Source organism: Roseiflexus sp. RS-1, assembly GCF_000016665.1.
In the GTDB taxonomy this organism is placed as follows: domain Bacteria; phylum Chloroflexota; class Chloroflexia; order Chloroflexales; family Roseiflexaceae; genus Roseiflexus.
Genome location: NC_009523.1, coordinates 2,558,857 through 2,573,968 on the forward strand (window position 1 = coordinate 2,558,857; position 15,112 = coordinate 2,573,968).

The window sequence follows — 15,112 nt, forward strand, 5'->3', positions numbered from 1 at the left end:
CCGAAGCGACGATGGATGCGCGGGTGGCGCTGCTGTATGGGGTTGATCTACCTTGAAGCAGCGTTGCGCACTGCTTCGGCAACCAGCGGATCACTGATACTCAAGCCGTAGATCGCAATCAACCCGATGGCGCCAGCAACCAGCAGGTAGTAGAGTGTCGGGATCGCCGTCTTGCGCAGCGTTGCCCCTTCCTGACCCAGCAGCCCCACCGTTGCCGAGGCGGCAACCACATTGTGGATGGCGATCATATTGCCAGCCGCCGCACCCACCGATTGCAGCGCCACAATCGCTGCGCCGGAGATCAGCAGGCGCTCGGCGACACCGTGCTGGAAGAGACTGAACATCAGGTTGCTGACAGTGTTGCTGCCGGAGATGAACGCTCCGAGCGCGCCGATCGTCGGCGCGAAGAGAGGCCAGATACCGCCCACATTAACCGCAACCCACTCAGCCATGCTGATCGGCATGCTTGCGATGCCCAGCGCATTGACCCCCGAATTGATATAGACGCGCACCATCGGTACGGTGAAGATCAGCACAAAGCCTGCACCCAGAATAACCTTGCTCGAATCGCTGATTGCCGCCTGGAGTTCACTGCGACTCATCCGGTGAATGAAGAAGGTGATCAGCACCACCGTGATCAGGATCGATGCTGGCAGATAGAGCGGTGTTGTCGAGGCCGTAATCCCGGTGTCGAAGATGTTGCTCCATTCGATCTTCAGCACTGATCGCAGCGTGGAACCGATCGGCAGTTGCGGCAGACGGGTCAGCACCAGGAAGAGCGCCACCAGCAAATACGGCGTCCATGCCAGCCAGGTGCTCATCGTCTTCTTGCCCGTCAGATCATCGAGTTTCATCTCAATTCGACCAAGCCACTCCGGTTGCCACTCGCTCGCCGGTGCAAAATCCCAGGTATCCTTCGGCAGCAGAAACCGGCGTCGCGCCGCCGCAACGACAATCGCCAGCCCCACCAGCGCGCCCAGGAGTGACGGAAACTCCGGACCCAGCAGGATGCCGGTAAGGGTGTAGGGAACGGTAAACGCCAGACCGCTGAATATGGCGAACGGGGCCATCGACAATCCTTCCGTCCACGATTTATTCTTGCCAAAGAAACGGGTCATCATCACGACCATCAGCAGCGGCATGAGCGTGCCGGTTATGCCATGAATGACTGCGGCGCGCACCGTAATGAGGCGCAGATAGTCGCTGAACGTCAGCCCGACTGCGGCAAGTTGTGCGCTCAATTCAGGCGTCTCCAGCCCGCCGCGTACTCCGACCAGGATTGGAGTTCCCACCGCGCCGAACGTCACCGGGGTGCTCTGCACCATCATCCCGATCATCACTGCCGCCATTGCCGGGAAACCGAGCGCAACCATCAGCGGCGCAGCAATTGCGGCTGGCGTGCCGAATCCCGACGCCCCTTCGATGAACGAACCGAACAGCCAGCCGATGATGATCGCCTGCACCCGCCGGTCATCGCTGATCCTGCTGAACCCATTTCGGATAACCGTCACGGCGCCAGAATGCTTGAGCGTGTTGAGGAGCAGAATAGCGCCAAAAATGATCAGGAGAATATCAAGCGTAATGAACAACCCCTGAATGGTCGAGGCGATCACCCGCAGCGGCGAGACCTGCCAGGCAAAGAGGGCGATCAGGACAGCAATCACGTAGACGACCGGCATCGCCCGCCGTGCGGGCCAGCGCAAACCGACGAGGAGAACCGCTGCGATCAGAATTGGACTGAATGCCAGCAACGCCTGAAGTCCGAGACTCATGGAACCATACCTCCCGCTCAACGTCGAACAGTGCACAGCAACTGTGCACACGAAATCCGCCCGGCGCCTGCCGGGTATGCCACGTTCGTGGTGGTTGTATCGGATCGAAACTTTGTGGCGTCGGGTGCATCATATCAGGAGATGCGACCGATATTTGATAATAGTTGTCAACAGGTTATAACGGGTTGATAACTTTTCTGGATAGTGCGGCGCAGGTGTCCGATGGTTGAGGAGGCGAGGTCTTTCGGTTCGTTCAGCGTGCGATGCACCGCAGAGTCGCGCACTGTCTGCTCTTCGTCCAGGTCGAGATATACAGTGTCATTCCCGGCGAGCAGTTAGAGTGTATTCGTGTCCTGCGCGTGACCGTTGGGACTATCATCGGCTTGTTGGCGGCTGGTCATAGCATAGAGGAGGTTCTCGAGGACTACCCTTACCTGGAAGAAGCCGATATTCGCGCGGCTTTGCACTATGCCGCCTGGCGCGTGGAAGAAATCGAACTCCCTCTGGGTGCATGAAAATCCTGCTTGACATGAACCTCTCCCCTCGATGGGTGGAAACGCTCCAAGCCGAGGGGTGGGAAACGTTACACTGGTCGCACGTGGGCGATCCACGCGCAAGCGATGATGTTATTGTGGGATGGGCACGCCAGCATGGTTTCGTCGTTTGCACTCACCCGACCTTCACCAGATGGTACTGTTTGCGTCCTTTGCGCAGCACGATGAACTGCCCGTCGATGCTGTCGTTCAGTGTCAGGCGCCGCCCGACATCGGGGCACTGGATGTTATTGACATAAATACCGCCACCCTCAATCGTGCGACGTGCATCGCTCTTCGATGTGGCGATGCCGCAGCGCAGCAACACATCAATCAGGGGGAAGCCGTCACCCTCGAAGTCCTGGCGCGGGAGTGTGGTTGATGGCACGTCCTCGAATATGTCGATCACATCACCGGCGCTAAGGCGTGCCAGTGACCCGCCGAACAGCGCCTGCGACGCTTCTTCGGCGCGCGCCAGCGCCGTTTCGCCGTGCACCATGCGCGTCACTTCACGCGCCAGGCGCTGTTGCGCCGTGCGGCGCTCCGGCTGGCTCGCCGTGATCCGCTCCAGTTCCTCGATTTCATCGGCGCTCAACCAGGTGAAGTACCGCAGATACTTCCCGACATCCGCATCATCGACGTTATACCAGAACTGGTAGAAGCGATAGGGCGATGTGCGCTTCGGATCGAGCCACACGGCGCCCGATTCGGTCTTGCCGAATTTGGTGCCGTCGGCTTTGGTCACCAGCGGGTACACCAGACCATACGCCTTCTGACCGAGGGTGCGGCGGATCAGTTCGATGCCAGCGGTGATATTCCCCCACTGATCGCTGCCGCCTGCCTGGAGTTTGCAGCCGTAGTGCTCGAAGAGGTAGGCGAAATCATACGCCTGAAGCAGCATATAACTGAACTCGGTGAACGAAATGCCGGTTTCGCTCGTCATCCGCGAGCGCACCGAGTCCTTCGCCAGCATGTAGTTGACCGTCAGGTGTTTGCCGACGTCGCGCAAAAAATCCATCAACGACAGGCGCGTCAACCAGTCGGCATTGTTGAGCAGCAGAGCGGAGTGATCACCGGCGTTGAAGTCGAGGAATTGCGCGAGTTGACCTTTGATGGCTTCGACGTTCGCAGCAACCTGTTCTTTGCTGAGGAGGGGGCGTTCCTGCGTTTTGCCGCTCGGATCGCCGATCAGCCCGGTGCCGCCGCCAGCCAGCGCAATGGGCGTGTGCCCCCAACGCTGGAAGCGCGCCAGCGTCAGCAGCGGCAGCAGGTGCCCGATGTGCAGGCTATCGGCGCTGGGATCGAAACCGATGTAGAGCGTGACGCGCTCCCGCGTCAGCAGTTCGTCAAGACCATCGCTGCTTTCGTACAGCAACCCGCGCCAGCGTAGTTCGTCAAGGATTGTGGTCATAGGAACTGAGAACCGAGAACTGAGAACCGGGAACCGATAGCCGATAGCCGATAGCCGATAGCCGATAGCCGAGAACTGAGCACCAGGAACTGAGAACCAGGAACTGAGAACTGAGAACCGAATCGTATCATCCAAACCTACCGACTGATCGGGCTTCCCACCTGCCTGACGTTCAACGTTCAACCTTCAACGTCCACCCCTCAATCCTCGATCGTCACTCGCAACCTTCAACCTTCAACCCCCAACCTTCAACCTTCAACCTTACAACCTTCAACCTTCAACGTCCACCCCTCAACCCTCGATCTCCACTCACAACGTTCAACCTTCAACCTTCAACCCCCAACCTTCAACCTTACAACCTTCAACCTTCAACGTTCACCCCTCAACCCTCGATTGCCACTCGCAACCTTCAACCTTCAACCCCCAACCTTCAACCCCCAACCTTCAACCTTCAACCCTACAACCTTCAACCTTCAACGTTCACCCCTCAACCCTCTCGCCCCTCACTGTTAGCATACCAGCAATGCCGCTGATCGTCAAAAGTGAATGAATATTCCCCTGGTCGTCATTGATTTTGACTGGATCAGCGACGAAAGATGCAGTATACTTGGAGATTAACAGGCACAAGGAGGTGCTTCGATGACGTGTCTCGAACGCCTGAGCGCGTATCTGCGCGAGAACTGCGTTTCGTACACGATCCGCCATCATCCTGCCGCGTATACCGCTTTCGCCATCGCAGCCAGCGAACACATTCCGCCGCATACCTTCGCCAAGGTCGTCATGGTCTTCATTGACGGACGGATGGCGATGCTTGTCGTGCCTGCCGATACTCGCGCCGATCTGGCGCGTCTTGCCGGTGTGATCGGCGCGCATGAGATCTGTCTGGCGGATGAACGCGAATTTGCGCCGCTCTTTCCCGATTGCGAACCCGGCGCAATGCCGCCGTTCGGCAACCTGTACGGTCTGCCGGTGTATCTTGATCGCGATCTTGCTGAATGCGAAACGATCATGTTCCAGGCTGGCACACACCAGGATGCAATCAGTATGCGGAGTGAGGACTTCATCCGGCTCGCGCGTCCGTTTATCGCATCGTTTGAGCGCGATACACGTATGCTGGCGGGTCATTTCTGATTCGGAATCCGGTTCGTAAGGAGGGAAGCCATGTCTGAGAGTGTGTACAAGGTCATCGAACTGGTCGGCACAAGCCCTGAGTCGTGGGAAAAGGCGGCGGCGAATGCTATCGAGACTGCTTCGCGCCATCTGCAAGATCTGCGGGTGGGTGAGGTGGTTCAGATGGACATTCATCTGGAGGATGGCAAGAATCTTGTCTATCGCACCAAACTGAGATTGTCGTTCAAGTATCACGAGGATCTCTGAGCGGGTGAAGCAACCGGTCCTGGTCGTAGCGCTCGCATATGATATGTGATGTCGTTCTCCCCCTGCATCGCCTTCTCGCTCGTGGGAACTACGTCGTGCAGGGGGAGAAGTTTATCACCGGAAGGGGGATTTTCCGGGCGCAATAGGGTTATTGCGCACTGGCGCTTTTTCCGCCTCACGCAGCCATCCTCAGACGGGAGGCGCGTGACAGCAGAGACCGTGTGGACAGCCGTCATCAAGACTGTCGCCGTGCGTGGCGCCGCCGGTATATCGACTATGCGTCGATGCTGGTCGGTGACCATCCTGTCATGTTGCCTGCTGGACTCTGCTCAGGTTTGTGTTACAATATGCCAGCATTCTGACAGGCATCTGATAAAGTATTGACACGAACTCTATCGACATCATCCAGGGAGGACGTGGATGTCTACTGTTGAACTGGATGCACTTATCGACCGTCTTCTGCCGCGTGTTCTTGCTGATCGCGACCTTGGCGACGGTCGTGTCTTCACACGTCTGCACCTTCAGCACCTCTGGGCGCTGAGCTGTCTCCACGCCGGTCAGTGCTACGATGAATCCCTTCTCATCAGCCGTCTTACCAGGCGCCTGCCGCGGCACGTTGCTCTGAGCCACGATCTGAGCACCGCAATGGTTGCTGCACAACGCTGATATGACTATCGACGAAACTACCCCCCTTCCATCGAGCGATGAGGCGTTGCGTGGCGCTGTGCGCTTTGTTGCCCTGGCGAACCTGGCGTATTTTGGTGTGGAGTTTGCCATTGCCCTTGCAATCGGCTCGGTTGCGCTCTTTGCCGATAGCATCGATTTCCTCGAAGATACGGCGCTCAATCTGCTCATCCTCATCGGTCTGGGTTGGTCGGCTGTCTGGCGTGGGCGCCTGGGCATGATCCTGGCAGGCATTCTTTTGATCCCCAGCCTGGCAACGGTCTGGAAGGCGTGGGAGAAATTTCTCCGTCCTGTGCCACCTGATCCTGTGTGGCTTGCGGTGGCAGGTGTGGGTGCGCTGGCAGTCAACCTCACCTGCGCCCTCGTGCTTGCGCGTCATCGACAGCATCAGGGGAGTCTAATTAAGGCGGCTTTCTTCTCTGCGCGCAATGATGCGCTGGCGAATGTTGCTATCGTTGTGGCGGGGATTGCAACAACGCTGGTTCTTTCCGGTTGGCCCGATCTGATCGTGGGGCTGGGGATATTGGTGATTAATGCCGATGCTGCCCGTAAGGTCTGGATTGCTGCGCGATGTGAAGTGCGTTTGGCAGAAGAGACTGGAAACTGAGGATGGAACACTGCGGAACGCTCTATGACGATGAACCTCTGTCCACTGCTTCATGCGAGAGTTCCACTGCCGGTACTGCGATGCACATAACCGATCCGTCACTGCCAGTGCGTTCCAGCCAGATCTGCCCGCCGAGAGCCTCGACGTCACGACGCGCCAGGCTCAGTCCGAGCCCTGCGCCGGGTTGATCTGCCAGCGCACGGGTGCGGCGCCCGCGATAAAACGCATTGAACAGCAAGTCCTGCTCTTCGGGTGGAATGCCTGGACCCTGATCTTCGATAGTGATAACGGCAAGACCATCACGCAGGGATGCCGTGATCGTCACCGTTCCAGCGTCACTGTATCGGATGGCGTTATCGACGACTTCGTGCAGTGCATGACGAAGCGTGGTGACGTCACCCCATACTGCAAGTCCTTCAGGCGCCTGGACGTGCAGGTGAAGCCCTTTTGCGCGCACTGCTGGCATGAATGTTTCGGCAATTTCTTCGAGCAAAGGAAGGAGTTCGATCGATGACGAGGCGCGATGCAGGCGCTCTTCTGTTTCTTCGAGCGCGTGATCCATCAGCAGCACCCGGTCGACCAGCGTCTCGAGTTGCAGGATGCTGTTGCGTACAACGTGGATGAGTTCGCGCATCAGTTCCGGTTGGCGCGTCAGCAGTTGCAGTGCCAGAGAAAGGCTCGTGACCGGCGTGCGCAGTTCGTGACCGACGTGCTCAATGAATTCGTCCTTCAGTTTATCGAGCCGACGCAGTTGATTGTTCAGGCGCGCAATTTCGGTGTATGCGCGAGTATTCTCGAGTGCGCTGGCGACCGCCGGCGCCAGCGTGACGAGCAGGCTGATCGTCTGGGGTGAGTATCCGCGTCGACTCATCGACCAGCCGCATCCGTAGATCCCCACCAGGCGACTGCCGATGCGAAGCGGAAATGCAAGCCCTACGCCCTGCGCCACGAAGGGTTTGACCCATTCATCGTCAGAGTGTGCTGGAATGCGCACATACTCACCGCAGCGCCGCAGTTTGTTCACACTCGCTCCCTGCGCCAGCAGGGTTGCACCGGGAAAATGTTTCTCCTGACCAAGCGCGACAAACACATGGTCATCCGGCGGTTCGAGCATCCAGAGCGTTGCGCTGTACAATCGCAATCGACCTGGCAGATCATCGATGAGGAGCGCGCGCAATGCGTCCGGCTCGATGGTGCGGCTGAGTGCAGCGCTGAACTCACGCAGGATTTCTTCGCTATCCTGCCAGCGCAGGCGCAGGAGATGGTTGCTGATTATCACCAACCGTCGTCGCAACGGAACGACGGCAACTGCCAGCCCGACCGACGCCAGCATATGCAGGGTTGCGTGATCCCGGATCCCGAACTGCGATAACAGGATAAGCAGTCCAAGGTACAGAAAGACCAGCAGGAGCGCCAGGCTCACGTTCACCAGCACCATGCCAAGCAATCGCGCCCGTAGATAAGTGTCCACCAATGTGGATTTTTGTCCCACGGTGATCTCCTACTGCGCAGTTATCCGCATGAAGAGAACGTTACTACAGTATGTCGGAGGTACGTGGAGGAGTGAAAAAGGTCAATCTGTCGCCATTGTGAGCGACATATAGCCGATAACCGATAGCCGATAATCGATAGCCGGGTTGAGAAAGGTCAGTCTGCCGCCTGCACAACAGACCGCCTAGACTTTCCAGCCGGGACTGCCCTTGACCACTTCCGATACCGGTCGGCGCACGCGGGCCTGGTCGTCGTCGCTGGCGGAGCGACGTGACGCGGCGGCCATCGCATCCGCGAACGTTTACAGCTTTGTTACGACCCATATCTTCCATCGTGCGGCGTCTTCTGGTATTGTACCAGCGTAGCGCATCCGGGGAGCGTCTGTGATGTCCATACAGGTCGGAACGGATGCACGAAAGGGGGATGCCGGCGATGCATCAGGTCATCCGGCGAATGCCGGGGTCGCATCAATCGGGGACGACAGTGCGCCATGCGCGGGGCGTCATCGGCGTCCGGCGCGTATGGGCGCACGAATGCGGCGCAGAAGCCGTCGAAGCGCTGGCGCTGGTCGCCGCGCTCATTGCGCTGCTGGCGCTTCTCAGCCTGGTCGTGCGCGACCGGGCGGCCGCGATCGGCGCTGCGGCGACGGCGACGCTCGCGGGCTGGCTGGCAGGCGCGCCGGGTGCGGCGTCGGTCGGCGGGACGCCGGGCATCACGCCGCTGACGGTAACGGCGCCGCCCCATACCGTCGTGAGCCTGCCGCAGCTGCTGGTGCAGACGACGGACGCCGCACCGTGGGCGACGTGGGGGATCGGGATCGCGGGCGGTCTGCTGTCGGCTGCCGCAGCGTGGCGGACGGCGACCGGCGGAGCGCTGCAACCGGACGCCGGGGCGTGGCTTCGTCTGGTCGGCGCGGCAGTCGACTGGCTCATCCGGCAGGGCGCAGGGCTGGTCATCGGTTTCTGCGAGGGGGTCGTCGACACGATAGCCGGACTGGTCACCCTGGTCGTCGATGTGGTCAAACTCATTGCGGGCGATGAGGCCACGCGCCGCACATACGGCGCGCTGCTGGAGGCGCTGGCGCGCGACCCGCTCGGAACCCTCGCAGGCATTTTTGAGGCGATAATCGCGCCGATCAAGACCGACTGGCAGGCGGGGCGCTACGGGGAAGCGATCGGCAGAGCGGTGTTTGAGCTTTTGCCGGCAATCCTCGCCATTGTTACCGGGGGCGGGAGCGCTGCGGGGTATGCGGCGAAGGCGGGGAACGCGGGCAAAGCGGCGGACGCGCTGGCGGACGCCGGGCGGATCGTGAGTCACGTTGACGACGTTGGGCGGATTGTAGAGCGAGTGGACGATGCGGCCAGAGGGGTGGACGCGCTGGCGGATACCGGGCGGACGGCGGGGACGGCAGCCGGGAAGGCGGCGAGCCATGCTGATGACGCCGCAGACCTGGCCCGATCAGCAACCAGGATTTCCGAGAACCTGGCTCAGGAAGCAGCTCAGCGCACCCTCCCTCTTGGTTTCAGGAACGCCGATAAGTTCGCCCAATTTGGCGCTCGACTAAAACAAGGATTGCAAAATGCAGGGTACGGAGATGTTCAGGCAGCCTTCCGTGGTAGTTCCGTCACTGGCGTAAGCTTCAAGACAGGTGCACCCTTCGACGTCGGACGCGTGAGTGACTTTGATCTCGCTTTGGCGAGTTCCACTCTCCTGCAGCGCGCTAAAGAACTCGGCATCGGGCTTCGGGGCGGCGGAACACGGACCGTGCCGCTCAAAGACAAACACCTTAAAATGCTGGGGCTCTTGGATTTACAACAAGAACTTAATGAGATGGCTGGGAGACCTGTGACCTTTATGATCTACGAGTCCATCGAGTCCATCGCACAAAGGGGTCCTTACATCATCGTGCGCTAATCATAAACCGTTCAGGCCAACTCGCAGGCAAGCCGAGAAAATCCTGCGCCGGGTCAAGCGCTGGCGATTGAGCAGCCATACAAATCCCGACAGGTTGTGCCCTGGAGTTGGTCATTCTGTGCAGTATCCGATACAAGCTCGATTGCGGATGGACATCAACGCTTGCCCTTTGCTTTACAAGTTGGATGCGGCTTTTGTCCCGACCGATTATACAAAACTCTCACGACTTCTCTCGGTCAAAGGAGGAAGCATGAAGACGTATGACCTCTATGGATTCGACCACGATGACCTGGAGGCGGCGCGGGTGGCTGTCGAGCAGGCGCTCGGCGTCCAACTAGCGCCACACGAAAGCTTACATCGGGGAGATTACTATCGGCTTGATACAGTAGGTGAGGAAAACTTCGAACTACAGAGGAATTTCGACCCGTTCTACGAGGAAGTGGTGGAAGACGAATTTCCTGAGATTAGTATTCTCCTTTACGTCAACGGAACAGAGCGGCCAGAAGAGCTTGAGCGGATACTGACCGCCAGGATTCCGAATCTAAGGCTCCTGAGGCGGGAGACCCTTTAGCGGCTGCGATGATAGTGGTGTGTACCGACCGTGCGCCGATATGCGCAACTGCACTGGCAGCGGCGGAACGCCAGCGGGTTGATGTAGTATCATAGCCGATACGATGATCTGGCGACCGGGCGGGCGGCGGACGCGCTGGCGGACGCCGGGCGGACGGCGGGGACGGCAGCGGGGAAGGCGGCGAGCCATGCCGATGACGCCGCCGGACTGGCAGGACGAATCAGAATCACCCCTGACGACGTAGATCCCCTCAGGCTGCGCACGCTGGAAGCCAGACAAAGAGCTTTGGGAACAGAGCCTCGTGGTGGGCGTTATCGCCCTCATGAGGGTGAAGTCGGTGCTATAATTGAGGACTGGTTTGGAGGGCTGCGACGTAGCCCCGATCCAGAAGCGGATTGGATTGGAACAAGCGGTTCTTATGAAGGCAAGACTTTTGATCTTATCGGACTTCCGCGAGGCGCCAGCGCTTTCCATTCGGATAACATGGAGAACTTTCTCCCTGCGGTAGATATGCATTTCTTGAAGTCTGTCGACTATATCGTCCTTGATGTACGATTTATGACCCCAGCTCAAAAAGAGACGGTACTAAGGCATATTAATGCACAATGGGCGTCAGAGAAGTCTCGCTTGATACTCGTGGAGTAAGATATGAGTGTGCTACTGCCTACAGGAAGACTTTGGGCGGCTAATCGATGGATAACTCGCACGTTTCTTGAAGATGCCATGTTATTCATAGATGCCGCTCCCTCATTAGAAAGCAAGATAAAGTTTTGTATCGACACAGAACTTTACGATTTATACCTCGAGAGTGTCGATTTATCCGTGTTAGAAGAATTCAGATCGCTGGTCGGGAAGGTCATAGATTATCGCTCAAGAGTGGGTGGAAGCGACTTTTACCTCCCTGACTACTTTCCAATGTACATGTCCAAATTGACTGAACTGGGACGGCTGGTAGAAGAAGCCCGTAATGAATTAACTTATCGGTTAAGAGGAGGTCGTGCACAATCATGAGACGCTTTAGGCAAAAGACGTTACTTGCAAGGACTTATATTGATTTATGATATACCTCCTGGAATTATGACCAGGATGACGCCATGCTATTCGTTGTGCGGATGAATGTGCCAAAGCTAGGGCGATCTGGCAGTTAAGTCGCTATGAAATATAAACACTTACTCACGGAAATTGATCGAGACATCAGGACTATAGGACGGACGCTGCAACCCGGATGTACTAGAGACCAGCTCGATCAACTTATACAAAAAGTGCAAAATGAATTAGGTGCGAAACTTCCTGAAGGTTATATAGAGTTCCTTTCCTACACCGATGGATTATTGTATAACGGTCTGATGATATATGCGTCGAACGAATCTTTTCTTCAAGGAAGGCAAGATTTGTCTGTTTGGGGTATTATCGAAGCGAATATCTTGCATCGAAGCGACCCTTTTTATAATGACTTCCTGGTTTTTGGGCAGGGAAACATGGATTACTATACCCTCCACCTGCCTGATGACTCATATCGCATTATTGATCGTGTTCCCGGGAATGTCATAGATATTCTTCCATCCTTCGATGACCTTATAGTGCAAGCTATTGAAGACCATTTATAGGCTATTCCGCCGGTGTACGCAGTGGCATGGCAGTTCCCGCAATCGAGACAGCGCGCCCTTCAGATGGTCTGGCGCGATCTTCACAGCGCTTATCCCACCCGGCTTCCCGGCGCTGAGCCGGCAGCAGCGAATGGGACAGGCGCCGTCGCTCTCTGGCACGCATTATAACCGTACCCGAATCGTCTTACAGCAGTTCTCAGATACATTGACCGTCGTCCAGGTCTGCCGTGTCACGCGAGACGCCCCGTTTTCGGCAAAGCGTAGACCGAAATTCATTTCGGTCACCGTGTCGGGAGCGCGATTCTGGGAGCGTTCAACTCTGTCCAATTGGTTCAACCTCTATGGGAACTGCTATAATCTCGAACGGACGCACGTTGCACCGCACCCTGTTCCCCTCCACCGTGACCGGTCCGGTCTCGCGCAACCTCCACCGCCGACTCCACCGGTCGCCCGAAGTCGAGGCAGACCTGACCGCGCTGGTTGTGCGCTTCGTACATGCGCACAATCAACCCATCGCCGTCGTCCGCAGTTTTGATCGTTTCGACCCCTTCGACCGTTGCGCGCAGCGGTCCGTCTTCGACCACGCGCCACTCGCTGATGTCGTGGATCGGGTACGGTTTTTCGAGATAGAACGGATCGATATCCCAGGCATCCCAGAACATCGGGCGGTCTTCGTACAGGACGAGCTGGTTGCCGCTGGCGCCTTCAGCAATGATTTCACGCTCATAGCGTGCATCGTAGAGCGATCCAATTTCGCCATGTGTATCGAACTCGATGCGAAACTCGTCGGACGCCAGATACTCGCAACGGACGGTGCGACGCTTTGGCAGTTGCTGGCCATTGCGACGCAGATGTGTCAGTTGATCGCGGCGCGTGGCGACGACGCGGGCATCGAGGCGGCGCTGGCAGCGCTGGGGTGTTCCTGCCGCTCCAGCGCCGACGGTCGCCCGGCGCGCGTGTGGCTGGCGGACCTCTGCGACCGGATGCTGCAGGCAGCGGAGGCGATCCAGCACCGGTAATCGTCCAGGCGGATGCGTTCGGCGAGTGGGTGCGTCGCCTGGGCTGAGCATAGACCGGAGGGCGCTGCTCTGGACTACTTTATAGCAGTTCTCAGATACGTTGACCCCTGTCCGGATCTGCTGTGTCGTGTAAGGCGCCCGTTTCCGTCAGAGCGTAGACCGAAATTTATTTCGGTCACCGTGGTGTTTGGTAGCGCGATTCTGGGAGTGTTCAACCCCGTCCAATTGGTTCAACCTCTATGGGAACTGCTATAATGCTCAGTGAGGAGAATGACTGTGCAGAGGTATACATGCCTGGTGTGTGGGTTTTCGGAGCTGGATCAACCCCCTTGGGATCCACATACAGGGGCGCCCGGTTTTGATATTTGCCCGTGCTGCGGATGTGAATCTGGATATGACGATGCAACGATTCAGGCGAAGGAAAAGTACCGTAAAGAATGGATCAGGCAGGGCGCCATATGGTTCGAACCGAAGTTGAAACCAGATGAATGGGACCTGAGTGAGCAATTACGTCGAATTGGGGTAGATCTCGATAGCGTCATGAAGCAGTAGCCCGCAGCGCTATTAGAGCCTATCCGAAAAACTGGCGCACCTCTTCGCTTGTGGCGTGATCGCCTTGCGTTCCGCACCAGTGCCCCATGTGATGACCGAAATAAATTTCGGTCTACACCTCGCTGGACACGGGCGCCTCGTGTTGTCGGGCTGATGAAGATTGAGAGTTTATTCCGCTATACCGCGCTAGCCGTGGGGCTGAACCCCTCGGCTATGCGAGGTGAAGCCCGCCTGCGCGGGCTATACCGAATTATTTATTCAAAGACCATAAGCCCCAGGCTCTCCAGGGCGAGGTCCGCCTGTGCGGGCTATATCGGATTATTTATTCAAGGACCATCAGGTCGCCCGGATGCAGTCATACACGACATCCAGGCGACCCGCAGATTGAGCGATGCCCGTCTTTCTGCTACCAGGCAGCGCGGAGGATGGCGAGCGCATCCTCGTATTCGACCGGGCGCGGATTGCTCATGATCGCGCCATCCATTAATGTGCCTTCCGCGAGGGCGGGCAACGCATCCTCTGGCACACCGACATCACGCAGGCGCGTGGGCAAGCCGCAATCGGCGGCAAGTTTGGCGACGGCGGCAATTCCGTCCGCAATGACATCCTCTTCAGAACGCCCACCGGCATTGACGCCCATTGCCCGCGCGATTCGGACCATGCGGTTGGGAACGACCGGAGCGTTGAACCGCATGCCGTGCGGTAGCAGGATTGAATTGGCGGTGCCGTGATGCACGTGATAGGCAGCGCCAACAGTATGCGACGCGGCGTGGATGATACCGGTGTTGACGCCGATACCTGTTGTTGAAAATGCAATGCCAGCAATTGCCGCTGCGATCAGCATGTTTCCACGCGCCTCCATATCTTCGCCATTGTGCGTGGCAGCGCGCAGATAGTTGGAAATCATATCGATAGCCTGGATCGCCAGACTATCGGTGATCGGGTTGGCGCCAACGCCGACGAACGTCTCAATCGCATGGCTGAGGGCATCCATGCCGGTGGCTGCCGTCAGGCGCGGCGGCAGGGTGCGCGTCATCTCCGGATCAAGAATGGCCAGTTCCGGTCCCAGGTACGGGCTGAGGAAGAAGAGTTTCTGTTCCGCCTGCTCATCGCGAATAACAGCGACCGGCGTTACCTCACTACCGGTGCCGGCAGTCGTTGGAATGGCAATCATGGGGAAGAGTGGGCGTGTAAGCAGGTTTGCGCCCTGATAATCGTACAGCGTTCCACCTTCGGTCAAGAGGATGCGCATCGCTTTGGCGGTATCAATGGCAGAACCGCCACCCACGGCGATCAACACATCGGCGCCAGCATCACGAGCAACTGCCGCTCCCTGCTCGACCGTCGCCACCGATGAGTCGGGAGGGACATCGGTAAACGCGCCGGCGACCGTGATCGAGCCTTCCAACCCTTCGCGCACCCGGTCGAGCAGCCCGGCCTGCACAACGCCGGGATCGGCGACGAGCAGCGCGCGCTGGACGCCAAGTTGAACAACCTCATTGGCAAAATCGCGCGCCAGACCGATCTTGTACATCAATCGGGTGCGCATATGGTACTCGAAAAAGTCGATCATA

15 protein-coding genes and 1 pseudogene are annotated in these 15,112 nt (G+C 57.9%); 11 read left to right on the forward strand and 5 right to left on the reverse strand.

What is annotated here, in order from left to right:
• Positions 1–47: 47 nt before the first annotated feature.
• The gene (locus ROSERS_RS10700) at positions 48–1,772 is read right to left on the reverse strand and encodes an L-lactate permease (protein WP_011956796.1); all 1,725 of its coding nucleotides are present in this window, start codon (positions 1,770–1,772) and stop codon (positions 48–50) included.
• Positions 1,773–2,035: 263 nt separating this feature from the next.
• Here ROSERS_RS10700 and ROSERS_RS10705 point away from each other — a divergent pair, with 263 nt between their 5' ends.
• Together ROSERS_RS10705 and ROSERS_RS27390 are read left to right on the forward strand one after the other, a co-directional pair.
• Positions 2,036–2,287, forward strand: a complete 252-nt coding sequence (locus ROSERS_RS10705; protein WP_011956797.1) for a DUF433 domain-containing protein — start codon at positions 2,036–2,038, stop codon at positions 2,285–2,287.
• Positions 2,288–2,301: 14 nt separating this feature from the next.
• A pseudogene (locus ROSERS_RS27390) lies at positions 2,302–2,385 on the forward strand (DUF5615 family PIN-like protein); the annotation flags it as partial.
• A gap of 56 nt (positions 2,386–2,441) precedes the next feature.
• On the opposite strand, the gene tyrS reads toward ROSERS_RS27390, so the two are convergent.
• On the reverse strand, positions 2,442–3,716 hold the full coding sequence (tyrS, locus tag ROSERS_RS10710) for a tyrosine--tRNA ligase (protein WP_011956798.1): 1,275 nt from the start codon (positions 3,714–3,716) through the stop codon (positions 2,442–2,444).
• 639 nt (positions 3,717–4,355) lie between these two features.
• On the opposite strand from tyrS, the gene ROSERS_RS10715 reads away from it, so the two are divergent.
• The 4 genes from ROSERS_RS10715 to ROSERS_RS10730 all read left to right on the forward strand — a co-directional run bounded on the left by ROSERS_RS10715 (position 4,356) and on the right by ROSERS_RS10730 (position 6,384).
• Positions 4,356–4,847 (forward strand): aminoacyl-tRNA deacylase, encoded by a 492-nt coding sequence (locus tag ROSERS_RS10715; RefSeq protein WP_011956799.1) that lies wholly within the window; start codon positions 4,356–4,358, stop codon positions 4,845–4,847.
• Positions 4,848–4,877: 30 nt separating this feature from the next.
• On the forward strand, positions 4,878–5,093 hold the full coding sequence (locus ROSERS_RS10720; RefSeq protein WP_011956800.1) for a dodecin family protein: 216 nt from the start codon (positions 4,878–4,880) through the stop codon (positions 5,091–5,093).
• A 420-nt stretch (positions 5,094–5,513) separates the two neighbouring features.
• Entirely contained in the window at positions 5,514–5,759 is a 246-nt protein-coding gene (locus ROSERS_RS10725) for a hypothetical protein (protein WP_011956801.1), read from the forward strand.
• Position 5,760: 1 nt separating this feature from the next.
• Complete coding sequence (locus ROSERS_RS10730; RefSeq protein ID WP_011956802.1) at positions 5,761–6,384, forward strand: cation transporter; 624 nt, start codon at positions 5,761–5,763, stop codon at positions 6,382–6,384.
• A gap of 22 nt (positions 6,385–6,406) precedes the next feature.
• Here ROSERS_RS10730 and ROSERS_RS10735 read toward each other — a convergent pair whose 3' ends face one another.
• Positions 6,407–7,876, reverse strand: coding sequence for a GAF domain-containing sensor histidine kinase (locus tag ROSERS_RS10735; protein WP_011956803.1), 1,470 nt, complete (start codon positions 7,874–7,876; stop codon positions 6,407–6,409).
• 431 nt (positions 7,877–8,307) lie between these two features.
• On the opposite strand from ROSERS_RS10735, the gene ROSERS_RS10740 reads away from it, so the two are divergent.
• The 5 genes from ROSERS_RS10740 (at position 8,308) to ROSERS_RS10750 (ending at position 11,967) form a co-directional block, all read left to right on the forward strand.
• Complete coding sequence (locus ROSERS_RS10740) at positions 8,308–9,789, forward strand: hypothetical protein (protein ID WP_011956804.1); 1,482 nt, start codon at positions 8,308–8,310, stop codon at positions 9,787–9,789.
• A gap of 250 nt (positions 9,790–10,039) precedes the next feature.
• Positions 10,040–10,360, forward strand: coding sequence for a hypothetical protein (locus ROSERS_RS10745; protein ID WP_041333490.1), 321 nt, complete (start codon positions 10,040–10,042; stop codon positions 10,358–10,360).
• A gap of 285 nt (positions 10,361–10,645) precedes the next feature.
• Positions 10,646–11,005, forward strand: coding sequence for a PilZ domain-containing protein (locus ROSERS_RS27395; RefSeq protein ID WP_011956806.1), 360 nt, complete (start codon positions 10,646–10,648; stop codon positions 11,003–11,005).
• A 3-nt stretch (positions 11,006–11,008) separates the two neighbouring features.
• Positions 11,009–11,371 carry a hypothetical protein gene (locus ROSERS_RS26000; protein WP_011956807.1) on the forward strand — a complete coding sequence of 121 codons (363 nt, stop codon included), beginning with the start codon at positions 11,009–11,011 and terminating at the stop codon, positions 11,369–11,371.
• Positions 11,372–11,514: 143 nt separating this feature from the next.
• Entirely contained in the window at positions 11,515–11,967 is a 453-nt protein-coding gene (locus ROSERS_RS10750; RefSeq protein ID WP_011956808.1) for a YrhA family protein, read from the forward strand.
• Between the two features lie 332 nt (positions 11,968–12,299).
• Here ROSERS_RS10750 and ROSERS_RS10755 read toward each other — a convergent pair whose 3' ends face one another.
• Together ROSERS_RS10755 and ROSERS_RS10760 are read right to left on the reverse strand one after the other, a co-directional pair.
• Positions 12,300–13,037 carry a glycoside hydrolase family 38 C-terminal domain-containing protein gene (locus ROSERS_RS10755; protein ID WP_232282817.1) on the reverse strand — a complete coding sequence of 246 codons (738 nt, stop codon included), beginning with the start codon at positions 13,035–13,037 and terminating at the stop codon, positions 12,300–12,302.
• Between the two features lie 907 nt (positions 13,038–13,944).
• Positions 13,945–15,111, reverse strand: coding sequence for an iron-containing alcohol dehydrogenase (locus ROSERS_RS10760; protein WP_011956810.1), 1,167 nt, complete (start codon positions 15,109–15,111; stop codon positions 13,945–13,947).
• Position 15,112: the final 1 nt, after the last annotated feature.